The following is a 24,680-nucleotide window of genomic DNA, read 5'->3' on the forward strand; positions in this document are numbered from 1 at the left end:
CCGACCGCCAGGAGCCCTCAGCAGAGGAGACCTGTCGCCGGAGCCCACGTCCGTGAGGTCAGGCCCGCGAGATCAGACCCAGCACAAAGCCAGGCCCACGAGCCGACCGCCGCCGTGGTTCGCCCTAGCCTACACACGATGCCACCAACGCCGGCTCCGTCCGGACCACAGGCCACGACAAGGTTGCCGGACGGACACCGTGGGGGCACCCTGGATCGGGTGCCCCGGGGCGGCTGTTAACGTCTGGCTCTCTGTCCACAACCCGGTCCGTGAACCGCCTGCCACTCCTCCGGCCACGCGGGTGGGGGGCACCATCACCGACCGGTCTCGCCGGCGCACCCCCTAGAGTGGTCCGCCCAGTGGTCCGCGCGGCTGGCGTCCGCTTCGTGGGCCGGTCGCCGGCGCCACGCCGGATGCGGTGTCATGTCCATGCACAGGTTGTGGACGACGATGTGGAGAACCGCCTTCGGAGGAGCGGCACGCCGCCCGCGCGCCCGGCGGGTCCGGTGCCCTCGCGCCGGGGGTCCACGTCCATCGACCGCGGCGACACGGAACAATCCTCGGCTACACAACAGTCGCGCATCCTGTCACCATCACCCTCTTAACCACCAGGAACCTCTCGACCACCAGCACACGAACCAGACACGAACCAGACTTGAACCACCGGCGGCACCCAATCCCCGATCAGCCCGCCCGACAGCGTCGTCGGCCGATGGCCGCGTCCACCCGAGCGGCCAGGTCCCGCCGGCACGGCACTGTCGTCGGCACAGCACCACCGCCTGGTCGGCACCGCACCACCGGCCGGAACCGCACCACCGCCGGTCGGCAGTGTCGCCGGCCCGACACAGCTGACGCCCACCGACGCAAAGTGACCACAGTGCCAGCCAGCGACTCCGGCTCCCGGCGGTCGTGTGGTCCCGCCCGAGAGCCACGAAGAGCCACAAGGAGCCCCCCTGTGACCGACCTCAGCGCCGACTCCGTCGCCGGTCAGCCGTCCCGGGGAGCCGCGCCCACCTCGGAGCCGGACCTGTCGGCGGTGTGGGAGCAGGCAGTGGCGGGCGTCGCGGACGGGACGCTCTCCGGCCAGCAGCGCGCGTGGCTGAGGCTGACCCGTCCACTCGGCCTCGTCCAGGACACCGCGCTGCTCGCCGCGCCGAACGAGTTCACGAAGGACCTGCTCGACTCCCGGCTGCGACCGTTCCTCTCCACCGCGCTGTCCACGGCCTACGGCCGGGAGATCCGGGTCGCGGTCACCGTCGAGCACACGCCGGACCCGGAACCGATGACCGGTCCCCTCACTCTCCCGGGCACCGACCCCGGTGGCGGCCCCCGCTCGCTACTCGGAACCGGCCACGAGCCCCGGCCGGGGGAGGAGCACCGAGGCGAGGACCGCCGGAACGAAGATCGTCTCGACGGACGTCTCGAGGGTCGGGCCGACGGGGCGCCCCCCGGGCGGATGGCCCCGGGCCTGGGCCGCGACCCGTCGCCTCGCCCGTCCGAACCAGCCCGGCTCAACCCCCGCTACCTGTTCGAGACCTTCGTCATCGGTGACAGCAACCGCTTCCCACACGCCGCCGCCGTGGCGGTCGCGGAGGCCCCGGCGAAGGCCTACAACCCGCTGTTCATCTACGGTGACTCCGGGCTGGGCAAGACTCACCTGCTGCACGCGATCGGCCACTACACGGTCAAGCTCTACCCTGAGAGCAAGATCAAGTATGTGAGCATGGAGGAGTTCACCAACGACTTCATCGCCTCGATCCGCGACGACCGTCAGCTCGCGTTCCAGCGCCGCTACCGGGACATCGACGTCCTGTTGGTGGACGACATCCAGTTCCTCGAGAACAAGGAGCGGACGCAGGAGGAGTTCTTCCACACCTTCAACGTCCTGCACGACACCGAGAAGCAGATCGTCATCAGCTCGGACCGCTCGCCCAAGCAGCTCTCGGCCCTCGAGGACCGCCTGCGCAGCCGATTCGAGTGGGGGCTGATCACCGACGTCACGCCGCCCGACCTCGAGACGCGGATCGCCATCCTCTCGAAGAAGGCCGCCACCGAGCGGCTGCCGGTCCCCCCGGACGTCCTCGAGTACATCGCCACGCACATCGAGCGCAACATCCGCGAGCTCGAAGGGGCGCTCATCCGGGTCGCGGCCTTCGCCAGCCTGAACAAGTCCCACGTCGACCGCACACTCGCCGAGATCGTGCTGCGCGACCTCATCCCCGACGCGGCCAACCCGGAGATCACCGCCGCGGCCATCATGAACGCCACCGCGGCGTACTTCGGTGTCTCCATGGAGGACCTGTGCGGGACGTCGCGCAGCCGGGTCCTGGTGACAGCCCGTCAGATCGCGATGTACCTCTGCCGTGAGCTCACCGACCTGTCCCTCCCGAAGATCGGCCAGCACTTCGGCGGACGGGACCACACCACCGTGATGCACGCCAACCGGAAGATCCGCGGCCTGATGGCCGAACGCCGGGCGATCTACAACCAGGTAACCGAACTGACCAACCGCATCCGCGCCCAGGCCCGACACGCCTGACTCTCGATCACTCTCGGCACCCTTCGGCGTGCACACTCCGCATCGACTTAGCCGCTTGGCGTAGCGCCCGGGGGCGGCGACGCGTCCGGGATCGGCTTCACCTCCGATCCCGCTCCGGAGCCGGAATCACGTCCGGGGCGGATTCGTCTCGAGGCTCTGGCTCTGGCCGTGGCACCATCCCGGCACGTGCCCGCACACCGAACTCCACCCGCCACGGCAGAAACCGGAGCGACCACTTTGTCCGGGTTGAGGTTCTTGTGCTGCCGGGCAGGGGAGGTCGCGTGGGGGCTTTGACACTTTTGCCGGACTTCTGATTCCGGATTTTTCTCGGAACTCCTGGCTCGAACGGCTCCGCGCGCAATGCACAGCGCCGGCTGCCCGAATCCTCGCGCGACGTGAGCGACCGGCGCATCGCGCCGGGTCCCAATCCGGTGTTCGCCCGGGATTCCGACGCGAATGTGTCAGCCAAGCTCGGCCCGCCGCGACGCCTTGCAGCGTCCGACCGTTCCGCTGCGACCACCGAGTCCGACGGAAACCCCGCAAGACGACACGCAAACCACAACCCACACCGCACGGACCCCGAGCCGCGTCGTGCAGACCTCGAGCGGCCGGGGAGTCGAGGAGCCGGCGAGTCGCGGGGACACGGGGCGGAGCGGACACAGGGCCGCCGGACACGGGCCGACCGGACACCCGGACACAGCGACACAGGGCCGACCGGACACCGGGGTCGAACCGACACGAACATTCGACGCGCGCTAGGGCTGGGCGGAGGAAATCCCACAGTCCGGGCCGGCCAGTGCACTGGTGTCCACGCGCGTCCAGGCCCGGGCGCGACTCCGAGTGCACATCGGCGTTCGGGTCCGGTGCTCGTCCAGTGCGCATCCGGCTCCGCGTCCGGGTTAAGCCTGCGTTCAGGTTCGAGCTCGAGTCCGGTCCGGGCCTGGTCCGAACAGACGTCTGGTCGGAGTCCGAGTCCTGTCGGAGCGGGGGTGCCGATCCGGGTTTGCATCCGAGTCCGAGTCCGCGTCCGCGCGGGGGTTCGCATCCGAACGGGGCGTTCTCGGTCGGCGCTGCGGGCGGAGGACTGAGCCGGCGGAGAACGGGTGGGGTGACCGAAACGGTTGAGAGCCCACTGCGTGGCATTCACCCACAGCTTGTGGAAAAGGCTGTGGATAACAGGTGATTCCCGACCTGCGAAGAACCGGAGTCGACCGCTCGAGCGCGGCGGGCCGATCGTCGAGCGGGTTCCAGGCGGACTCCAAGTGGCCTTCGAAGCTGGGGACAGTGGCCTCGTAACCTGTGGGTAGCCAGTGGATGAACGTGTGTACAGCCTGTGTGCATCTGAGGGTCACCTGTGGAATCGATCAAGCCCTGGGGATAAACCCCTTGATCATCCACATCGGCACCCCCAGGATGCGCACAGGGCCTCAGTGGGTCTGACCTGGGAAAACGGCCGTTTTCCACAGTTTCCACAGCCCCTACTACTACTACGAACTAGATCTTCTTCAGAGAGATCAAAACCTCGAAGCAGTAGGAGCTGGGGACAACCTCAAATTTCGATCATGGTGTGGCCTGGCTGCCCGAAGCGAGCGCACGGAGCGATGCGGTTGCTGCCCTCGGTCAGTCGCCTCCCCCTCGGGGCATCCCGCGAAACCTCGACCGCCGTCCGGGAGTCGTCCCTCCGCTGCGCGGCACGTGGACGGATCACCGACGCGGGCCCGCACGACCAGCGCCACCGATACGACCGGTGGCATCAGCGCGACCGGTGTGGCCCCTGGCTCCGTCGGTGCGACCGGCGCACGCCAGATCCCCCGCGTGGCTGGCGCTCCTCTCGTCACCGATGCGGCAGGCGCCTCCAACGCGGCACGCGCCAGCCGGTGATCAGGCGAGGACGGCGATCACGACGCATGCGAAGCGAAGTCCTCATACGGTCCTGCGGCACGGTGGTTTCGGGCTCCTGCGGCGGCGCGGTGGCCCCTGGCGAGATGCGGAAGATCACCCCGGACACCCCGGACGCGGGTGACCTTCAGGCGCCACCGCGACGGTCAGCCGTCCGGTCTGCTCGCCGCGGATCTTCGATCGGCCGGTGCGGGGGGTGTGCCCGGTCGTCGAGCCCGGTGTGCCACCCTCGGAACACAGACCACCCACCGCCCGCTCGTGGCGCTCTGGGATGCTGGATCGGGTCAGGCTGGTGCTCGACTGCCCGCTCCCTGCCGACGAGGCGGGCGGCGCGCGTCAGGTGTTCGGCTCGGCGTAGCTATGCCGGTGATGTCAAGTTCCGCGAGCGGCCGTGGGAACGGCCACCGCGGAACGACGGGAGGACATGTCCATGAGGTTCCGCGTGGAACGGGACGAATTCACCGACGCGGTGGCCTGGACGGCCCGCACCCTGCCGAGCCGGGCGACCACGCAGTTGCAGGTCCTGGCCGGCCTGCTGCTCGACGCCACCGGTCCGGCGCTCAAGGTCGCCGCGTTCGACTACGAGGTCGCCGCGCAGGGTGAGCTGGACGCCACCGTCACCGAAGAGGGTCGGGGCCTGGTCAACGGCAAGATGCTCGCGGACATCACCCGCTCCCTGCCCGCGGCGCCGGTCGACGTCCACGTTGACGGCACCCGCCTCGTCGTCGCCTGCGGCAACGCCCGGTTCGCACTACCGATGCTGCCCGTCGACGACTACCCGACCCTGCCGCCGATGCCGGAGATCACCGGGCACATCGAGGGCGCCGCGTTCGGCAGTGCCGTGGCGCAGGTCGCCGTAGCCGCGGGCCGTGACGACACCCTGCCGGTCCTCACCGGCGTGCGTCTCGAGATCGACGGCGACACGCTCACCCTCGCCGCTACCGACCGTTACCGCCTCGCCGTGCGCACGCTCAAGTGGCGCCCGGCGACCCCCGATGCGTCCGGCGTCGCGCTCGTCCCGGCCCGCACCCTGCTCGACACGGCGAAGAGCCTGTCCGGCTCGGGCGTCGAGGTCGCCGTCGCGCTCGGCACCGGTCCCTCCGGGGAGACGCTCGCCGGTTTCGCCGGCAACACCCGCCAGACCACCACGCGTCTGCTCGAGGGCACCTTCCCGCCCTACCGCAAGTTGCTGCCCGACAGCTCACCGCTGATCGCCCAGCTCGAGATAGCTCCCCTCACCGAGGCGGTCAAGCGCGTCGCGCTCGTCGCGGCCCGCACCGCCCCGGTGCAGCTGACGTTCACCCCTGACCACCTCGTCCTCGAGGCAGGTACCGGCGGCGAGGCCCAGGCGTCCGAGACTCTGCCCGTCACCTACGACGGGCCTGAACTCACGGTCGCCTTCAACCCCGCCTACCTGCTCGACGCCCTCGGCGCGCTCGAGTCCGACATCGTCCGGATCGGGTTCGCCAGCGCCGAGGACGCCGTGCTTGCCGCGAGCAAGCCCGCGATCCTCACCGGCAAGGGCGGCGACGACCAGACCGAGATCCCCGACTACCGCTACCTGCTGATGCCGATCCGACTCAACGGGTGACGTGCATCTCACCCACCTGTCCCTGACCGACTTCCGCTCGTACGCCCGGCTGGACCTCGTCCTCGAGCCAGGTGTCACGACGTTCGTGGGTTCGAACGGTCAGGGCAAGACGAACCTGATCGAAGCGATCGGATTCGTCGCCACGTTGGGTAGCCATCGTGTCGCGAACGATGCTCCGCTCGTCCGCGAGGGGTGCGGGCAGGCCGTTGTTCGGGCCCGGATCGTGCGCGGTGACCGGGCCGCGCTGGTCGAGATGCAGATCGTGCCCGGGAAGGCGAACAGGGTCCGCCTGAACCGCGCTCCAGTGGCCCGGGCCCGCGACGTGGCGGGACTGCTCGCCACAGTCCTCTTCGCCCCGGAGGACCTCGCGCTGGTGAAGGGCGACCCGGCCGAGCGGCGGCGGTTCCTCGACGACCTGCTGGTCGCGCGGTCGCCGCGGATGGCGGCGGTGCAGTCCGACTACGACCGGGTGCTCAAGCAGCGCTCGGCGCTCCTGCGGTCGGCGGGAGCCGCCCGCCGCGCCGGTGGCCGGGGCGACCTGCGCACGCTCGACGTCTGGGACAGGCATCTCGCCGACCACGGCGCGGAGCTGCTCGCGGCCCGCCTGGCGCTGGTCGCGGAGCTGCGGCCGCGGGTCGAGAGCGCCTACGCCGCGGTCGCGGGTCAGGACGCGCCCACCGGCATCGAGTACCGCTCGACCGTGACGCTCGATTCGTCACCCGATCGGGCCTTGTCGCCAGGCCGAGCTGGCCTGGGCGAGCCGGACGGGGACGCCGGCCGGAACGGAACCGGCGCCAGCCCGAATCACCCGAGTGGCTCGGGTGACCCCGCGAGCGGGAACGGCGGTGCGGGCGACACCGAGGTCGGCGACACCGAGGCTGGCCGCGCGGGTGACGGCCGCACGGAAGCCGGCCGCACAGAGGTTGGCCATGTGGGAGGTGCCGTCGGCGGCGCGGCGACTCGGGCGGCGCTCGAAGAGGCGATCCTCGCCGGTCTCGCGGCGGTGCGCACCCAGGAGATCGAGCGCGGTGTGACGCTGGTCGGTCCACATCGTGACGATCTGCTGTTGTCCGTGAACGGGCGGCCGGCGCGTGGCTATGCCAGCCACGGCGAGTCCTGGTCGCTGGCGCTCGCGCTGCGGCTGGCCTCGTTCGAACTGCTCCGCGCGGACGACCGGGAACCGGTGCTGCTGCTCGACGACGTGTTCGCGGAGCTGGACACCCGCCGGCGCGCCCGGCTGGCCGCCCTGGTCGCTGACGCCGAGCAGGTACTCGTGACCGCGGCGGTCGACGCGGATGTGCCGGCGGAGCTTGCCGGTGTGCGCTTCGAGGTGGTCTCCGGGGAGGTGTGCCGTGCCGGCTGACGGACTGGCCGACGGACCAGCCGACCGCGCGGGAATGCTCCCGCCGACCGCGCGGCCTCCGGTGTCCGGGCCGGCGGGGCGCGATTCGTCGGCACCCTCGCGGGCGAAGCCGTCCGCCGCGTCCGCCGCGTCCGCGGCGGGAAAGCCGCGCGCGCAGGCATCGCAGGCCGTTCCTGACACAGGCTCGCCCGCGGTGCGCGGGGCCGATCTCGCCCGGCAGATGCTCGCGCGGGCGAAACAGGACGCGCGAGCGCGGGGGACGACCCGCCCAGGTAGCGGGGCAGGTGACGGCAGTGGCGGCCGTGGCGGTGCGGCCGGGCGTCGTGGGCGGGATGACTCCGGCGATCCGCCCGCGCGCCAACGGCTGCCGGGCATCGCCGCGCCGGGCCGGGAGTGGCGGACGCCGATGAACTTCGGTTCGGCCGTCGCGCGCCTCGTCGCCGAGCGCGGCTGGCAGACGCGGGCGACCGACGCGTCGGTGCTGGCGCGGTGGGATGTCCTGGTGGGGCCGAACATCGCGGCGCACTGTTCCCCGGTCTCGCTGCGGGACGGGGAACTGGAGCTGGTCGCCGAGTCGACGGCCTGGGCGACGCAGCTACGCATGCTCTCCCGGCAGATTCTCGGCATTCTCCGCAAGGAACTCGGGCCGCACGTCGTCCGGCGCATCACGGTGCGGGGCCCGGCCGCACCGTCATGGAACCACGGCGGCATGTACGCGTCGGGCGGCCGTGGCCCGCGGGACACATACGGATGACGGACCAGCTCCCGGCGCATCCCGGAGATCACGCCGAGGGCCACCCCGGCCAAGTCGGAAGGGTGCTGGCGGGCCCGGAAACGGGTCCGCGGGGCCGTCGGGACGCGGCTTCAGTCGCCCGCCGGTCGCAGAGGCGCGCAAGACTGCGGGCGGCGCGGAGCCGGTAGGGGAGGTCACCGGGTCGAAGTTCGGGGCCCAGCGCACGGCTGAGACGGCACCTTGCGTCCGTTACGGCGGGTTGCCAGGTAGACTGAGTAGTACTTCCGTCCAGAACGAGGGGACCTGCCGCGTGGCCTACGACGCTAGTTCGATCAAGGTTCTCGAGGGTCTCGAAGCGGTACGCAAGCGCCCTGGCATGTACATCGGCTCCACCGGGGAGCGGGGTCTGCACCACCTGGTCTACGAGGTCGTGGACAACGCGGTGGACGAGGCCCTCGCTGGCTACTGTGACACGATCACCGTGACCCTGCTGGCCGACGGCGGCGTACGCGTCACGGACAACGGCCGCGGGATCCCGGTCGGCGAACACCCCGTCAAGAAGATCCCGACCGTCGAGCTGGTGCTCACCACGCTGCACGCCGGTGGCAAGTTCGACGGCGAGTCGTACGCGGTCTCCGGTGGTCTGCACGGCGTCGGCGTGAGCGTCGTGAACGCGCTGTCGACCCGGCTCGACGTCGAGATCCAGACCGAGGGCCACAGCTGGTTCCAGCCCTACGAGAACTCCCGTCCCGCGCGGCCGCTGGCGCAGACCGGCACGTCGAAGAAGACCGGTACGACCATCACGTTCTGGGCCGACCCCACGATTTTCGAGACCACCACGTACAAGCACGAGACGCTATTCCGCCGCCTGCAGGAGATGGCGTTCCTGAACAAGGGCCTGTCGATCACCCTGCGGGACGAGCGCGGCAAGGCCCCGGCCCCGGCGACGGTGACGGCCGCGGAGGAGCCGGCCGAGGCGGCCAAGCCGGTCGAGGCGGCCGAGCCGACCGAGGTCACCTTCAAGTACGACAACGGCCTGGTCGACTTCGTCGGTCACCTCAACGCGACCAAGGACGCCGTCCACCGCAGCGTCATCTCGCTGGAGTCCAAGGGCACGGGCATCGAGGCCGAGCTCGCGATGCAGTGGAACTCCGGCTACAACGAGTCGGTCTACACCTTCGCGAACACGATCAACACCCACGAGGGCGGAACCCACGAAGAGGGCTTCCGTGCTGCCCTCACCAGCGCGGTCAACGCCTACGCGAAGGACCAGAACCTCCTCAAGCCGGTCAAGGCCGGTTCGAAGAACTCCGACGAGCGGCTCTCCGGCGACGACATCCGGGAGGGTCTCACCGCGATCATCTCGGTGAAGCTCGCGCAGCCGCAGTTCGAGGGCCAGACCAAGACGAAGCTCGGCAACACCGAGGCCAAGAAGTTCGTCCAGGAGATGTGCTACTCGGCGCTCAAGGACTGGTTCGAGGTCAACCGCACCGAGGCCCGCTCGATCGTCAGCAAGGCGCTCGACGCGCAGCGCGCCCGCATCGCCGCCCGCCAGGCCCGTGACCTCACCCGGCGCAAGGGCCTGCTCGGCGGGACGGGCCTGCCCGGCAAGCTCGCCGACTGCCAGTTCACCGACCCCGAGCGGTGCGAGCTGTACATCGTCGAGGGTGACTCGGCGGGCGGCTCGGCCAAGGGCGGTCGTGACTCGAAGTTCCAGGCGATCCTGCCGCTGCGCGGGAAGATCCTGAACGTGGAGAAGGCCCGTATCGACCGGGTCCTGAAGAACACCGAGGTCCAGGCGCTCATCCAGGCGTTGGGCTGCGGTATCCACGACGACTTCGACATCGCCAAGCTGCGCTATCACAAGATCGTGCTGATGGCGGACGCCGACGTCGACGGCCAGCACATCCGCACCCTGCTGCTCACCCTGCTGTTCCGGTTCATGCGCCCGCTCGTCGAGGCCGGGCACGTCTTCCTCGCGCAGCCCCCGCTCTACAAGATCAAGTGGGGTCGTGAGGACTGGGAGTACGCCTACTCCGACCGGGAGCGCGACGGCCTGCTCGAACAGGGCGTCGAGGCCGGCCGCAAACTGCCCAAGGACGCGATCCAGCGATTCAAGGGTCTCGGCGAGATGAACGCCACCGAGCTCTGGGACACCACCATGGACCCGGACAAGCGGATCCTGCTCCAGGTGACGCTCGACGACGCCGCCGTCGCCGACGAACTGTTCTCGGTCCTGATGGGCGAGGACGTCGACGCGCGGCGCAGCTTCATCCAGCGTAACGCGAAGGATGTGCGTTTCCTGGACATCTGAGCCAGCCTCCGCTGGGGCGGGTCCGGGCTGACCGGGCCGATCGACCCGTCCCGGCAGCCTGGCACCTTCGACTCCGATCCCGGCGGACCTGCGAGTGAGCGGCCCGCGGAAGGCGTGGCCCGGACCGGGCCATCCCCGCGACCCGGCGCCCGGCCCGCCCCAGCCGACTCATCGCCCCCACTGCCTGGAAGGACCCCGTGGTCGACGTCCTACCCCCGCCCCCCGGCGACCGCATCGAACCCATCGGCATCGAAGTCGAGATGCAGCGGTCGTACCTCGACTACGCCATGTCCGTCATCGTCGGCCGTGCCCTGCCGGAGGTGCGTGACGGGTTGAAGCCCGTCCACCGCAGGGTTCTGTACGCGATGTACGACGGCGGTTACCGGCCGGACCGGGGGTACTTCAAGTGCTCCCGCGTCGTCGGTGACGTCATGGGTAACTACCACCCGCACGGCGACTCGGCGATCTACGACACGCTCGTCCGCCTCGCCCAGCCGTGGTCGCTGCGTTACCCACTGGTCGACGGTAACGGCAACTTCGGCTCACCGGGCAACGACCCGCCCGCCGCCATGCGGTACACCGAGGCCCGGATGGCGCCGCTGGCCATGGAGATGCTGCGCGACATCGACCAGGAGACGGTCGACTTCGCGCCGAACTACGACGGCCGCTCACAGGAGCCGCTCGTCCTGCCCAGTCGCTTCCCCAACCTGTTGGTGAACGGCGCGGGCGGCATCGCCGTCGGCATGGCGACCAACATCCCGCCGCACAACCTGGTCGAGGTCGCCAAGGGCGTGCAGTGGTCCCTGGACCACCCCGAGGCGAGCGCCGAGGAGCTCCTCGAGGCGCTCCTGGGCATCATCAAGGGCCCGGACTTCCCGACCCACGGCCTGATCGTCGGGCGCAACGGCATCGAGGATGCCTACCGCACCGGTCGCGGCAGCATCCGGATGCGCGCCGTGGTCAACGTCGAGGAGAACAAGGGCCGGACCCAGCTCGTCGTCACCGAGTTGCCGTACCAGGTCAACCCGGACAACCTCGCCGAGAAGATCGCCGAGCTCGTCCGGGACAACAAGGTCACCGGCATCTCGGACGTCCGTGACGAGACGTCCGCGCGTATCGGGCAGCGGCTCGTCATCGACCTCAAGCGCGACGCCGTCGCCAAGGTCGTGCTGAACAACCTGTACAAGCACACCCAGCTGCAGGACACCTTCGGCGTCAACATGCTGGCGATCGTCGACGGCGTGCCGCGCACCCTGCGTCTCGACCAGATGATCTCCTACTACGTCGAGCACCAGGTCGACGTGATCGTCCGGCGGACCCGCTACCAGCTACGCAAGGCCCGCGAGCGGCTGCACGTCCTCGACGGCCTGCTGATCGCGCTCGACCACCTGGACGAGGTCATCGCCCTCATCCGCAACGCGGAGTCGGCGGAGGTCGCCCGCGGCCAGCTCATGGCGCGCTTCTCGCTCTCCGAGATCCAGGCCACCGCGATCCTCGACATGCAGCTGCGCCGCCTGGCGTTCCTCGAGCGCCAGCGCATCATCGACGAGGCCGCCGAGCTGCGCGCCAAGATCGACGAGCTGGAGGCGATCCTCGCCTCGCCGGTGCGGCAGCGCGAGATCATCGGCCAGGAGCTGGCCGAGGTCGTCGAGAAGTTCGGCGACGAGCGGCGGACGCGGCTCGTCCCGTTCGAGGGCGACATGTCCGTCGAGGACCTCATCGCCCGCGAGGACGTCGTCGTCACGGTGACCCGCGGCGGTTACGCCAAGCGGACCAAGACCGACCTCTACCGCTCGCAGAAGCGCGGCGGCAAGGGCGTGCAGGGCGCGGCGCTGCGCGAGGACGACATCGTCGAGCACTTCTTCGTCACGACGACGCATCACTGGCTGTTGTTCTTCACCAACAAGGGCCGGGTCTACCGGGCGAAGGCGCACGAGCTGCCCGAGCAGGCGCGCAGCGCCAAGGGGCAGCACGTCGCGAACATCCTCGCCTTCAGCCAGGACGAGCGGATCGCCGAGGTGATGGCGATCCAGGACTACCAGGCCGCCCCCTATCTGGTGCTCGCCACCAAGCGCGGCCTGTGCAAGAAGACGGCGCTGACCGACTTCGACTCCAACCGCGCCGGCGGCCTGGTCGCCATCAACCTGCGTGACGACGACGAGCTGATCTCCGCCCGTCTCGTCGCTCCCGGTGACGACCTGCTGCTGGTCAGCCGCAACGCCCAGTCCATCCGGTTCCACGCCGACGACGAGCAGCTGCGACCGATGGGGCGGGCGACGTCCGGCGTGATCGGCATGCGCTTCGACGAGTCCGACGAACTGCTCTCGATGGACGTCGTCGTGCCGGAGAGCACCGCGGATCTGCTGGTCGCGACCAGTGGCGGCTACGCGAAGCGGACGCCGCTCGCCGAATACCCCATCCAGGGCCGAGGCGGCAAGGGGGTCCTCACGGCGAAGATCGTGTCGACCCGGGGCGGTCTGGTCGGGGCGCTCGTCGTGGAGCCGAACGACCAGCTCTACGCCATCACATCCAATGGCGGTGTGTTGCGTACCGTAGCGAAGGATGTTCGCCGGGCACAACGGCAGACGATGGGCGTACGGCTCATCGACCTGGAGGCCGGTGTGCAGGTGGTCGGTGTGGCGCGCAATGCTGATGCCAACGACAGTGACGGCGACGGCGAGACCGCCGGGTCGGACGGCACGGCGGGCTGAAGCCGGTGAGCTGAAGCCGGTGACGTGACCGTCCCGGGCGGCCACGTCGCGCGTCGTCAGTGGCACGCCAGGACCACGGGCGTAAGCCACACGTGCGACCAGGAGTGGACGGGGAGAATCCGTGAGCGACAGTCAGAATGACCGGCCCGCCCGGTCGGCCGTCCACCGCGCATCCCCGGCCCGTCCGGAGCAGCGCACCGCGGCCGTGGCCGGTGGCGCGCCTGTCGGTGGTACCGCCGCCGGGCGCGCCGCGGCTGGCGGTACTGCCGCCGGCGGTGCCTCCGCGGCTGGTTCCAGCCGGTCCGGCACGGCGAAGGCCGGGCCCGTGGGCGCGGCACCAGGCGTGGGTTCCGGTGCCGGTTCCGGAACTGGGATCGGCAAGGGATCTCCCGGGACAACCGGCTCCGGAACCGGCGTGAGCTCGGCGGCGGGGGGCGGTGTGGGCGGCCCCCGCTCGACACCGGGGAAGGACGACGGAGAGTCCAAGCGCGCGTTCCTCCCCAGCACCGGCCGTCCCGCCGACGGGCGTCCCGGGACCGATGGCCGTCCCGCTGACGGCCGCTCGGGGGAGGGCCGTCCGGCCGCGGGGGGCGGGGCTGGATCGGGTTCACGCGGTCCGTCCCGGCCCTCCTCCGGATCGGCGTCGCCCGGAAAGAGCGCCCCCGGATCGGCATCGCCCGGCACCTCCGGATCGGCGTCGCCCGCGCGTGGCGCGGGCGCAGGCGGTGCGGGTGCGGGCGGGGCGGCGAGCCCGTTCTTCCAGCGTCCCGGGCGGGACGAGAACGACCCGTCCGACCGGGACGGTGCGGGCGGCCAGACCAGCCAGACGACACGCCTCGGCGTCGGCGGGACGGCAGAGCCCAAGCTGCTGAGCGCCTCGGCGACCGTTCCGGGCTCGTCCTCGGCGGGCACCGGCGGCGGGACGGACCGCGCCGCCCCCGCGCCGCGCGGCGGTGACTCCGACCCCGACGAGACATCACGGCCGCCAGCCGGCCGGCAGCCCGCCCGCGACGCGGACGCGGCCAGGCCGGCGGGCGACGGCAGGAAGCCGGCCGAGGCGACCCGCGGGGCCGGCGCGGGCACCTCCAAGGACGCCGCCCCGGCGGCTGGCAAGGGGGCATCCCGAACGGGCACGCGAGCGGACGCCGCCCGACCGGACGCCGCTCGCCCGGATACATCCAGAGCCGAGACGACGAGAAAGCCCGATGCGCAGACCACCGTCAGAAGCCCGGCGGCACGCCCCGGCACACCGGTCGACCCACCCCGGGACAGCGACACGATCTCGCTGGTGCGACCGAACCTGCCCAAGCGGGGCTCGAAGCCCCCGGCGGACCGCGTCGGCGCGGACGTGAAGACCTCCCCGGATCGCGGCGCGGTCACCGACCGCATGCCCGTCGAGCGCCGCCCCACCCCTGAACCGGTGCGGGCAGCCACTCCGTCGACCCGGCAGGCGCCGCCGGCGGGCCGCACAGCCCCCTACGACCGCCCTGGGACGCCGCCAGGGCCACTGCCGGCGTCCGGCGGAGGTGTGGGCCCGAACGGTCTGTCCACCGAGCCGTTCGACCGGGTCGACGACGCCGACCACGGCCGGCCCGGCGGTACTCCTGGACCACAGAGTGGTCCCCCGCGGGGCCAGCAGCAGCCGGGCGGCCGTGAGCCGGGGCGGGACACCGCCGGCCAGGGCCCACGCCGGGGCCCCGCCGGTGGCCGGCGCGCCCGCCTGCGGGTCTCCAGGGTGGAACCGCTCTCGGTGACCAGGCTCTCGTTCGCGTTCTCGCTGTGCGTCTTCCTGATCATGATCGTCGCCGTGGCGGTGCTGTGGTTCGTGCTGAACTCGATCGGGGTCTTCGACAGCGTCACCAAGGCCGCTGACACCCTGACCGACGGCACGAACGCCAACGTCTCAGGCTGGCTGTCCTTCGGGCGGGCGATGCAGATCACCCTGCTGGTCGGGGCGATCAACGTCGTCCTGATGACGGCGCTGGCGACCCTGGGCGCACTGCTCTACAACCTCTGCGCGGACATGATCGGCGGGCTCGAGGTCACCTTGAGCGACCAGTAGCCGATCCGCCGGAATTCAGGGGGCGGCGGCCGTCGCGGAGCCGTCGCCATCCTGTATTCTCATCAGCAGCCAGGACCTATAGCTCAGTCGGTTAGAGCGCTTCCCTGATAAGGAAGAGGCCGGTGGTTCAAGTCCACCTAGGTCCACCCATAGGCACCAGGCGTTCGGCCTGCATCTTCATCTGATCAAGATTTGATTCTCTCAGCCCCGCCCACGGATTCGTGAGCGGGGCTTTCCGTATAGGGGTCCAACTCGCCCAGGACGCTCCGCGATGACGCTCACATCGGCGACGACCATGCCGGCGGGGATCCGGGGGCCGAGGAGTGTCCGGGGGGCCGTGCGGCCCGGAAGGCGCCCAGGACGCTGTGAGGCGGGGTTCCGAGGGCTCCTGTGGCCCGGTGGCGTCCGTGTCCTGGCGTGCCCGATGCCCTGGCGTCCCCGGGTTCGGGCGTCTCGCTGTCCCCTCCCTGGAGCTCCGCCGGGCGCTCCGGAACTGCCGTGTTCCCGTGGCCGACTGTGTGCTTCAGGGGTGTCGTGCTTGCCAGGGTGCTGTGCTCTGTGCACAGGGCTGTGGATAAACCTGTGGATGATGCTGTGGATATCCCTGTTCATTGCGTGCGTTCCGGGTGGCATCCGGGCAGGATGTGATCGAGCGGCGTGTCGGACAACCGACCCATGCCGGGCCGTGTCGGCGGAACCTCGGGAGGTAAAGCCTGATCGAGCCAGTGGTTCGACCCCATCCCGTAGCCGCGTGGGTGCGCCGAGACACGGCCGCGAGTCCATACATCCGATGCGTCCGGTTTGCCTGATCTGGTAAGACGGGCGAGCGGCATCGGCGACGGGGCGGGGCGCCGGGCGGGTCCATCCCGCCGGTCGCGTACCCCGGATCCGCCTCTCGGATCCTCTGACACTGGGACGAGGAGACAACGTGGACGTGGCGTTGCGGCAGGCGGCCGAGGCCGCCAAGGGCTTCATGCCACCCGAGGAAGGACTGGCGCTGCACGCGGCCGCGGCCGAACTGCCTGGTGGCGGACTGATCTGCGAGATCGGCACCTACTGCGGGAAATCCACTCTCTACCTTGCCGCCGCCGCCCGGCTCGTCGGCGCCGCGGTCGTCACGGTCGATCATCATCGGGGATCGGAGGAGAACCAGTCAGGCTGGGAGTACCACGACACCACGCTCGTCGACCCCCGCACCGGCCGGCTGGACACGCTGCCCACGCTGCGCACGACCCTGGAGGCCGCCGGGGTCGAGGACGTCGTCACCGCGGTGGTAGGGCGGTCCGAGATCGTCGGGCGGTGGTGGTCCACCCCCATCGACCTGCTGTTCCTCGATGGTGGGCACACCGAGAAGCAGGCGCAGGCCGACTACGAGGCCTGGGCCCGCCACGTGCGTCCCGGTGGCCGGCTGGTGATCCACGATGTGTTCCCCGACCCTGCTGACGGCGGTCAGGCGCCGTACCACGTCCTGCTGCGCGCCGTCCGGGACGGCTTCAGCGAGATGTCACGCACGGGATCGCTGCGGGTCCTCCGCCGGCTCTTCTGAGTCACACCCGCACGCGCGCCACGGACCGGTGAGCGCCTCGCCGCCCCGACCGGGGGTGGCGAGGTCACCGGCCCGCCGCTCGCCGCGTGCCGCCCGTCCGCCGGCCGTGCCTCGTCCGGTGCGGGGCGCGGACGGGTCGCGTGGCTCGGGCAGGTCGCGTGGCTCGGGCAGGTCGTCGCGGTGCACGACGTGCAGGCCCTCGGGCAGGTCGTCCCCGCGGAAGGTGCGTTCGGTGGGGCCGCCGGCCAGGGTGTCGACGGCCAGTACGACGGCGGCCGCCGTCCAGGTTGACTGCTCCTCCGGCCAGTGGCATCCGTCGGCGAACTGCCAGCCGGTCCAGTAGGCCCCGCTGGGGGCCCGCAGGTGCTGCATCTCCCGGACGAGGCCGGCCGCTGCCCCGGTCTCGCCCACCAGGTGCAGCGCGATGGCTAGTTCGCAGGTCTCGGCGCCGGTGACCCATGGTTCGTCGTCCACGCAGCGGATGCCGAGGCCGGGCACGACGAAGTCGTCCCATCGGGAGCGCAGCCGGGCCCGCCCCTCCGCGCCGCGCAGCGCGCCGCCGATCACCGGGTAGTACCAGTCCATCGACCAGCGGTCCCGCGGCATGAAGTACTCGGGATGGCGGCGCAGCGCGTGCCAGAGCGCGCCGGCGGCGACCTCCCATTCCGGCCGCGCCTCGCCGACCAGCGCGGCGAGGCCGAGGCCGCACCGCAGGCTGTGCAGGGTGGACGAGCATCCGGTGACGAGTGCCTCGGGGTAGTCCTCGCCGGCCGGCGTGCGGGCCCACCAGATCTGGCCGCCGGGGGCCTGCATGTCCACGACGAAGTCCAGGGCAGCCCGGGCGACCGGCCACATCCGGGCCACGAAGGCGCGGTCGCCGGTGACGAGCCAGCGGTGCCACAGGGCCGTCGCCACGTAGGCGCACTGGTTGCTGTCGGCGAAGTTCTCCTTGACCGCTCCGCCGATGTGGCTGGTGGCCCAGGAGCCGTCCGGGCGCTGGCGGCGGTGCAGCCAGTCCCATGCGGCGTCGGCGGCGTCGACCCGGCCGGTGATCAGCAGCGCCATCGCGCATTCCAGGTGGTCCCACGGGTCGGTGTGGCCGCCCGCGAACCACGGGATCGCCCCGTCGGGCTCCTGGACCGCGGCTATCGCGTCCGCGGTGGCGCGCAGCGCCTCGGGGGAGAGGAGGGGAGCACCCGTCGCCGACTCACCTGGCCGCACGCTCGACCTCCGGTGTCCTGCCGCCGGCCCGTGCGGCCAGCGCGTCCGTACCCGTCCGCGCCGCCGCGTCCGCCTGCGCGTCCGTCGTCGCCCCTGCCTGCGCCGGTGAGCGTGCCGGCGGCTCCGGCCTGGGACGCGGCTTGCGCAGGTAGAGCACGATGCTCTTGCCGAGCACCGGGTCCAGCAGGCGTTCGGCCGTCCGGGTGAGCGCCGGGCGGCGCATCATGTCCCAGACCAGGAGGCGGTGGTACAGCTTCGTGGCGGGGTGGTCGTCGTCGTGCACGCCGACCAGGCAGCGCAGCCACCAGTAGGGGGCGTGCAGGGAGTGCGCGCGGTGCTGGCCGACCAGTTCGAGGCCGCTGGCGCGCAGCTTCTCGATCAGCTGGTCGCGCCGGTAGATGCGGATGTGGCCGCCTTCGACGTTGTGGTAGTCGTCCGACAGCGCCCAGCAGACCCGTTCCGGGAGGCGGGCGGGCACGGTGACCGCCGCGAACCCGCCGGGGCGCAGCACGCGGGCCAGCTCGGCCATCGCGCCGGTGTCCTCGGGCAGGTGTTCCAGGACCTCGGCCGCGATGACCCGGTCGAAGGTGTCGTCCGCGAACGGCAGCGCCAGCGCGTCGCCGCGCACGGGCGCCGCGCGGGCGCCGGCGGGAACCTGGCCCTCGGCGGACATGGCGGCGAGCATCGCGCCGACGCCGGTGACCTCGTCGGCCGAGTAGTCGAGGGCGATCACGTGCGCGCCCCGGCGGAACGCCTCGAAGGAGTGACGCCCCGCGCCGCAGCCCAGGTCGAGAACCCGGGCGTCGCGCGGGACGGGGAACCGGGTGAAGTCGACGGTCAGCATGCCGGCTCGACCGGTGCCGCCGCGCCGGTCGAGCCGGCGACGGGCGGTGGCCCACTGCCCGGGACGGCCGCCCGCACGGCCGCGATCTGCCGTTCGTACCAGGCCGCGGTGCCGGCGGCGGCGGCCTGCCAGGAGAACCGTTCCTCCACGCGGCGGCGACCGGCGGCGCCCATCCGCGCGCGCAGTTCAGGGTCGTCGAGCAGCGTGGCGATCGCGCCCGCGAGCGCGCCGGCGTCGCCGGGCGGCACCAGCAGCGCGGCCTCGCCGTTCGGCCCGGCCACCTCGGGCAGGGCGCCCGCGGTGGTCGCGACCAGTGGCAGCCCGCACGCCATCTCCTCGACCAGGGGCAGGCTGAAGCCCTCGTAGAGGGACGGGACGACGGCGACCTCGGCGGACCGCAGCAGATCCACCATCTCCGGCTGTGGGACGTTGGACCGGAACGTCACCGCCTCGGTGAGCCCGAGCTCGCCGACCTGGCGCTGCGCGGCCCCGCCCTCGCGCACCTTCCCGATGCACACCAGGTGCGCCGAGCGCTCGGCCCGCAGCTTCGCCAGCGCCTCCAGCAGCACCATCAGCCCCTTGAGTGGGACGTCCGCGCTGGTCACCACGATGATCCGCCCCGGTACCGGGGCGACGGTGCCGTCCCCGGCGTCATCCCCGGTGCCGTTCCCGGCGTCGGACGGCGGTGCCGGCCGCGGGGTGAACACGTCGGCCTCCACGCCGAGCGGGACGGTGTGCAGGGTCTCGATGGGGACGTTCATGTCGGCGACGATCTCGTGCCGGGAGCTCTCGGAGGGAACCACCACGCCGTCGAGACCACGGGCCACCCGTGCCTGCATGGGCAGGAACGAGTACCAGCGGCGCACGCCCAGCGCGGCCCGGCGACCGGTCGTGGCGGCGAGGTGCAGGCGCCGGTCGACAGTGATCGGGTGGTGGATCGTCGACACGACCGGGATGCCGTAGGGCCGCAACGCCCGGCGCAGCGGCAGCAGGCCGTAGCCCAGCCCCTGGTTGTCGTGCACGATGTCGAAGTCGGGCCGGCCCTGGCCACGCCGCGGCCGGAGCGCCTCGAAGGCCCGGATCGAGAACGCCAGCGGCTCCGAGAACTGCCCGGTGCGCATCATGCCGAACTCGACGACGTCGGCCAGCGAGCGGAACTCGCGGAACCCCGGCCAACGGAAGGGATCCCCGTCGCGGTAGAGATCGAGGCTGGGAAGCCTGGTGAGTCCGACTCCCGGGTCGAGGTCCGGGTACGGCGGCCCGCTCACCACCTGAACCTGATGACCCAAAGTCACCAGTTCACGCGAGAGCTGCCGTACGTACACCCCCTGGCCACCACAAGTAGGCAGACTTCGGTACGACAGCAACGCTATCCGCAACGGTGCGCCCTCCATAGCTCGCGGCCTCCTGCGGGTCCCGCGAGCCCGAGGACAGCGCCGTTGCTTGGCACACTAGGACATTGGGCAGCGATCTTCACGGAATCGGGACACTTGCCCTTGCTCCACAACAAAGCCCATGACGGCTCGTAATCGGTGCTGAAGGGCTCGAACCGTCTGTCCAACCGCTTGTCCGTGCGTTGGCTGACCCGTCCCCGGGCTCTTTTCGGCGGGCTCCCTGTGGCGGGCTCCCTACGGCGGGTGCCGCCGCTCAGCTGTCGCCGTCGACCAGCGTCACCTCCGCGGCGATGTTGCCCCGGGTGGCCCGCGAGTACGGGCACTTGGCGTGCGCGAGGTCGAGCAGCTCACGGCCGGTCGCCGGGTCGACGCCCGGGATCTGCGCCTCGATGCGGGTGGACAGGTCGAGGCCCTCGTCGGTGCGGCTGATGCTGACCGACACGGTGACCGCCGAGTCGGTCACGTCGATCTTGCGTTCCCGTGCGACGGCCTTCAGCGCGCCGTGGAAGCAGGCGGCGTAGCCAGTGGCGAAGAGCTGCTCGGGGTTCGTGCCGGGCCCGTCGTCCCCGCCCAGCCCCTTCGGCATGGACAGCTGCAGGTCGATGCGGTTGTCGTTGGACACCACACGGCCATCGCGGCCGCCCCAGGCGGTGGACGTGGCGGTGTAGAGCGGTGCGGCCATCGGTTCCTCTGTTCGTCGGCTGGTCTGGTGTTCGTCGGCTGGTCTGGATGTGCGGTCTGTTCGTGCGGTCCGTTCGCGAGGTACCCCGAGATTTCGTGGGGTGACTGAGGGCGCAGGCACACCCGCCGGTCACAACCGGTGTCACGGCTCGAATATTCGCCGGCATGCTGTGACCCACACCGCCGGGTAGCTCCGCTCTCCGTGAGCGCGGCGCCCAACGGGCGGCCCTTACTCTTGACAGATGCCCCCCGATGACCCGGCCGCGGAGTGTGTGCGGCCACGTCGGGGCCGTCCTCGCGACGCGACGATCGACGACCGTGTGCTGCGGGCCGCCGTCGACGAACTGGCTGGTCGCGGCGTCGGTGGGTTCAGTGTCAACAGCGTCGCCGCCCGCGCGGGCGTGGCGAAGCGGGGCATCTACGCCCGGTGGGCGACCAGGGACGATCTCGTCCTCGCCGCACTGGGCACGCTGGCCGCCGGCCTCGTGCCGCCGCGCACCGGATCCCTGCGCGAGGATCTCCTACGACTGGCACCTCTGGTGGACGCCGTCTTCACCGAGCCGCGGATGTCGATCCTCGCCCGATGCCTGGCCGAGCTGCCCCGGTACCCCGGGCTGTACGAGGCGTTCCGGCGGGAGTCGGTCGACCGCTGCGCGGCCGCCGTGCAGGACGCGTTCCACGACGCACGGCGGCGCGGAGAGATCCGCTCCGACCTCGACACCGACCTGGCCGCCGCCGCGTTCCTCGGCGCCCTGCTGACCCGTCAGGCCTTCGGGCGCCAGGCGTTCGGGCGGCCGCGCGCCGGCTCGGGCGGCCCGGGCGGCCCGGGCGGCCCGGGCGGCCCGAGCGACGAGCCGGGCGAGCAGCCGCCCGGTGCGGTCACGGCCTACCACCGCCGGCTCGTCGAGTTCTCCCTCGCTGCGGCGAGGGGCGCCGGGCAGGCCTTCGGCCCCGCGTAGCGCCCGGTCAGCGGGTGAAGCCGGCGGGCACGCGTCGGACGTGCTCCACGACGGCATCGACGAGCCCGTACTCCTTCGCCGCCGCCGCGGTGAACCAGCGGTCGCGGTCCGAGTCGGCGGCGATCTCCGCCACGGAGTGACCGCTGTGCTCGGCGATCAGCTCCTGCATTCGGCGGCGGGTGTGCAGCGCCTGCTCGGCCTGGATGGCGATGTCGGACGCCGTGCCACCGACGCCGCCGTGTGGCTGGTGCATCATGATCCGCGCGTTCGGCAGCGCGAACCGCTTGCCGGCGGTGCCCGCGGTGAGCAGGAACTGGCCCGTCGAGGCCGCCAGCCCGAGCGCGTAGGTCACGACGTCGTTCTCGATGAACTGCATCGTGTCGTAGATCGCCATTCCCGCGTCGACCGAGCCGCCCGGCGAGTTGATGTACAGCGAGATGTCCTGGCGCCTGCTGGCCCGGGCGAGTAGCAGGAGCTGCGCGCACACCCGGTTCGCGAGGGCGTCGTCGACGGCGGCGCCGACGAAGACGATCCGGTCGTCCAGCAGCCGTTGATAGATCTGCTCATCCAGGGTCGAGCCCAGCGGCGCCGCGGACGGGGCGCCGGCCGCGCCCGCTGCCGGCCTGCCGAACGAGCCACTGACCGGCCCGCCGGGCGAGCTGTTGAGCGAGCCGCTGACCGGGCCGATGTCAGCGCCGAGCAGCCCGCCGGAACCGGGAACGCCCAGAACCGGGTCGATCTTCACGGGCGTGGATGGGCAGAGAAGGCCCTTTCGATGACACACTGCTTTCATGGACAGTCTCTCCTCACTGTTCGTTCTGTACAGAACGTACATCGAGAACCCATGACGCGCCAGATCCCGGTCACCCAGGCGCGCGCGGAGCTGTCGGATCTCGTCAGCCGGGTCGCCTTCAGTGGGGAGCGCGTCAGCCTCACCCGGCACGGAAAATCGGTCGCCGCGCTGGTGTCGGCCGCGGACCTGTCCCGCCTTGAGGCCCTCGACGAGGCCACCTCCGGCGAGACCGCGCCCCGTGGCGACGTCGACCGGGAGCAGGTACCCGGGCACGCGGCCGGCACCGGCGAGACCGGGACCAGCGGCACCGAGACGACCGATGACGATGCCGCCGACCACCCCGAGCGGGTGGGTCTGTCGCCGGTGCGCCTGGACCCGGTCGGCCCGACCGAGACCCCGATCCGCCGCGGCTTCGGGATCGCCGCCGAGCACCGTCCGGCCGAACAGCGGGGCACCGAGCACCGGGTCGCCGCGGAGCACCGCCACCCGCCGGCGAGGTGATGCTCAGGGGCGGGCGCAGATGTCTCCTGGTGGCTTCGTCCCGACGAACCGGGCGTTGATCCAGCTGGTCAGGTCGGCCATCGAGACCCCGAGGATCGTGCCGTGGTCAGCCAGCCCGTACCGGTGGTATTCGACCGGACCGCCGTTGGCGCACAGCCCGCTGACTACGCCGTCGGTGGTGGACCGGTGGATCACCGTGTCCAGGTCGCCCTGGAGCACGAGTTCAGGCGGCCCGGGGAGCCGTGTCTGCTGCCACTGGCGCGCGAACCCGGCCGCGAACGGCTCCGTGGTGAACGGATCCGCGGTGAACACGCTCGACGTGGACTCCCCCTGGCTGGCCTTCAGCAGGCCGACGGCGCACTGGTTGCGCGCCACGGCGGTCAGTCGCCGCCCGGTCTGGGTCAGGATGGCGTTCAGATCGATGGTGGGATCCGCGGCGGCGAGGCCGAGCGCGGCGAGCAGCACGTAGGCGACGCCGTCCGGCACGGTGCGGTCGAGCAGGCGCAGCGAGGTGGGCAGGTCCGCCAACGGTGCCGTCGCCGCCGCCCCGTGCACCCGCAGGTCGGGCGCGTACGACGCGGCCAGCCCACCGGCGGCGAGCGCTGCCTGACCGCCCTGGGAGTAGCCCCAGAGCACGACGTCACGCCCTGCTCGGGCGTCGGAGAGCGAGTGCGCGGCACGGGCGGCGTCGAGGAGCGCCCGTCCTTCGGTGTCGGCGACGTAGATCGGATGCTCGCCGGGCCCACCCAGGCCGATGTAGTCGGTGATGGCCAGCACGTTGCCGGCCCGGACGAGGGGCAGCACCCCGCCCACCGCCGACAGCGGCGGCTCGGCCCGTGACGGCGCGCACGAGTCGTTGATCCCGGTGGTGCCGTGGCCGAAGGAGATCAGCCGGCGGCCGCCGGCGGGAATGGCGGAGGTACCGGCCGGGGCGATGACGAGGCCCGTGACCAGGCGGTCCTCGTTGAGGGGCCCGCGTGAGTGATAGATCATCCGCCAGGCACGCATGCCGTCCGGGGCGGGAACCTCGGCGGATGAGACGAGCTCACCAGGGGCGCCGGGCGGCAGATCGGTGAGTTCGGTGGACCCCCGCCTGCCGCCGGTCATGACGTCCTCCAGGCCGTACCCGGCGAGCTGGTAGCCGAAGCCGGGTGCCCGGGGAGTGGTGGCCGGCGGCGGGGCCGGCGTCGGCGGCGGGGCCGGCTCCGCCGCGCAGGTGGTGAGCAGCCCCGTCAGAATGACGGCCGTGAGGGCAAGTCCGCGCAGAGACAGCCGGGATCTTGCCACCTAATGAGGTTATGGGCCGTTTCGGCGGAGAAGGGGTCGTCTGTGCGTCCGCTGTGTTTCTTGTGAGCGCAGGCCCCTTATAGCGAGTTTCGAGTCGGTACGGGGCGCGGGCCACCGGGTGAGCTGACCTCCCCCGAGGCGGGATCGGTGCCGACTGCGTGGCGTGAGACCCTGGACGGGCGGGCGCCGGCCCCGTCGCCTGAGTTCCCTGGAGGCCCTCGACAGTGACCACGTTCGCGTCG

Annotated in this window: 15 protein-coding genes, 1 tRNA gene and 1 pseudogene; 11 read left to right on the top strand and 6 right to left on the bottom strand. The window is 71.5% G+C overall.

Translation table 11 applies throughout. From position 1 onward, the window contains the following. Positions 1-955: 955 nt before the first annotated feature. The 9 genes from dnaA to MXD62_RS23465 all read left to right on the top strand — a co-directional run bounded on the left by dnaA (position 956) and on the right by MXD62_RS23465 (position 16,758). Positions 956-2,539 carry a chromosomal replication initiator protein DnaA gene (gene dnaA, locus MXD62_RS23425; protein ID WP_248831616.1) on the top strand — a complete coding sequence of 528 codons (1,584 nt, stop codon included), beginning with the start codon at positions 956-958 and terminating at the stop codon, positions 2,537-2,539. 2,329 nt (positions 2,540-4,868) lie between these two features. Beyond that, positions 4,869-6,029 carry a DNA polymerase III subunit beta gene (gene dnaN, locus MXD62_RS23430; RefSeq protein ID WP_248831617.1) on the top strand — a complete coding sequence of 387 codons (1,161 nt, stop codon included), beginning with the start codon at positions 4,869-4,871 and terminating at the stop codon, positions 6,027-6,029. A gap of 1 nt (position 6,030) precedes the next feature. After that, positions 6,031-7,392: a DNA replication/repair protein RecF gene (recF, locus tag MXD62_RS23435; RefSeq protein WP_248831618.1), complete on the top strand. Its 1,362-nt coding sequence runs from the start codon at positions 6,031-6,033 to the stop codon at positions 7,390-7,392. Then, a complete protein-coding gene (locus MXD62_RS23440) occupies positions 7,382-8,146 on the top strand; it encodes a DUF721 domain-containing protein (RefSeq protein WP_248831619.1) in 765 nt (254 codons plus the stop codon). The genes recF and MXD62_RS23440 overlap by 11 nt, the downstream gene beginning before the upstream one ends. Positions 8,147-8,435: 289 nt before the next feature. After that, positions 8,436-10,439: a DNA topoisomerase (ATP-hydrolyzing) subunit B gene (gyrB, locus tag MXD62_RS23445; protein WP_248831620.1), complete on the top strand. Its 2,004-nt coding sequence runs from the start codon at positions 8,436-8,438 to the stop codon at positions 10,437-10,439. Positions 10,440-10,636: 197 nt separating this feature from the next. Then, positions 10,637-13,150: a DNA gyrase subunit A gene (gyrA, locus tag MXD62_RS23450; protein WP_248831621.1), complete on the top strand. Its 2,514-nt coding sequence runs from the start codon at positions 10,637-10,639 to the stop codon at positions 13,148-13,150. Between the two features lie 121 nt (positions 13,151-13,271). After that, positions 13,272-15,212: a DUF3566 domain-containing protein gene (locus tag MXD62_RS39840; RefSeq protein ID WP_248831622.1), complete on the top strand. Its 1,941-nt coding sequence runs from the start codon at positions 13,272-13,274 to the stop codon at positions 15,210-15,212. Positions 15,213-15,284: 72 nt separating this feature from the next. Further along, positions 15,285-15,358 (top strand) — tRNA-Ile (locus MXD62_RS23460). 782 nt (positions 15,359-16,140) lie between these two features. Further along, positions 16,141-16,758 carry a class I SAM-dependent methyltransferase gene (locus tag MXD62_RS23465; RefSeq protein ID WP_012157455.1) on the top strand — a complete coding sequence of 206 codons (618 nt, stop codon included), beginning with the start codon at positions 16,141-16,143 and terminating at the stop codon, positions 16,756-16,758. Here the strand turns inward: MXD62_RS23465 and MXD62_RS23470 are convergent. The 4 genes from MXD62_RS23470 to MXD62_RS23485 all read right to left on the bottom strand — a co-directional run bounded on the left by MXD62_RS23470 (position 16,717) and on the right by MXD62_RS23485 (position 20,899). Then, positions 16,717-17,979: a hypothetical protein gene (locus MXD62_RS23470; RefSeq protein WP_248831623.1), complete on the bottom strand. Its 1,263-nt coding sequence runs from the start codon at positions 17,977-17,979 to the stop codon at positions 16,717-16,719. The two genes, MXD62_RS23465 and MXD62_RS23470, sit on opposite strands and share 42 nt — an antisense overlap. After that, complete coding sequence (locus tag MXD62_RS23475; protein ID WP_248831624.1) at positions 17,966-18,823, bottom strand: class I SAM-dependent methyltransferase; 858 nt, start codon at positions 18,821-18,823, stop codon at positions 17,966-17,968. The genes MXD62_RS23470 and MXD62_RS23475 overlap by 14 nt, the downstream gene beginning before the upstream one ends. Next, entirely contained in the window at positions 18,817-20,217 is a 1,401-nt protein-coding gene (locus tag MXD62_RS23480) for a glycosyltransferase family 4 protein (RefSeq protein WP_248831625.1), read from the bottom strand. Before MXD62_RS23480 ends, MXD62_RS23475 begins: the two co-directional genes overlap by 7 nt. Before the next feature lie 253 nt (positions 20,218-20,470). Further along, complete coding sequence (locus MXD62_RS23485) at positions 20,471-20,899, bottom strand: organic hydroperoxide resistance protein (RefSeq protein WP_012157459.1); 429 nt, start codon at positions 20,897-20,899, stop codon at positions 20,471-20,473. Between the two features lie 241 nt (positions 20,900-21,140). Between MXD62_RS23485 and MXD62_RS23490 the strand changes: the two genes are divergently transcribed. After that, on the top strand, positions 21,141-21,857 hold the full coding sequence (locus MXD62_RS23490; protein ID WP_248831626.1) for a TetR/AcrR family transcriptional regulator: 717 nt from the start codon (positions 21,141-21,143) through the stop codon (positions 21,855-21,857). 7 nt (positions 21,858-21,864) lie between these two features. Here MXD62_RS23490 and MXD62_RS23495 read toward each other — a convergent pair whose 3' ends face one another. Next, positions 21,865-22,440, bottom strand: a complete 576-nt coding sequence (locus MXD62_RS23495) for an ATP-dependent Clp protease proteolytic subunit (protein ID WP_248831630.1) — start codon at positions 22,438-22,440, stop codon at positions 21,865-21,867. Between the two features lie 261 nt (positions 22,441-22,701). Here MXD62_RS23495 and MXD62_RS40855 point away from each other — a divergent pair. Then, positions 22,702-22,878 (top strand): annotated as a pseudogene (locus tag MXD62_RS40855) (type II toxin-antitoxin system Phd/YefM family antitoxin); the annotation flags it as partial. 276 nt (positions 22,879-23,154) lie between these two features. Here MXD62_RS40855 and MXD62_RS23505 read toward each other — a convergent pair. Next, positions 23,155-24,438: a lipase family protein gene (locus MXD62_RS23505; protein WP_248831628.1), complete on the bottom strand. Its 1,284-nt coding sequence runs from the start codon at positions 24,436-24,438 to the stop codon at positions 23,155-23,157. Positions 24,439-24,680: the final 242 nt, after the last annotated feature.

The sequence above is a fragment of the Frankia sp. Mgl5 genome (assembly GCF_023242985.1).
Classification (GTDB): Bacteria; Actinomycetota; Actinomycetes; order Frankiales; family Frankiaceae; genus Parafrankia; species Parafrankia soli.

Excerpts from the sequence above, each read along its gene's own strand:
- dnaN (WP_248831617.1), top strand. The coding sequence starts at position 4,869 with ATGAGGTTCCGCGTGGAACGGGACGAATTCACCGACGCGGTGGCCTGG.
- MXD62_RS23480 (WP_248831625.1), bottom strand. The coding sequence starts at position 20,217 with ATGGAGGGCGCACCGTTGCGGATAGCGTTGCTGTCGTACCGAAGTCTG.
- MXD62_RS23475 (WP_248831624.1), bottom strand. The coding sequence starts at position 18,823 with ATGCTGACCGTCGACTTCACCCGGTTCCCCGTCCCGCGCGACGCCCGG.
- MXD62_RS23490 (WP_248831626.1), top strand. The coding sequence starts at position 21,141 with ATGCCCCCCGATGACCCGGCCGCGGAGTGTGTGCGGCCACGTCGGGGC.
- MXD62_RS23485 (WP_012157459.1), bottom strand. The coding sequence starts at position 20,899 with ATGGCCGCACCGCTCTACACCGCCACGTCCACCGCCTGGGGCGGCCGC.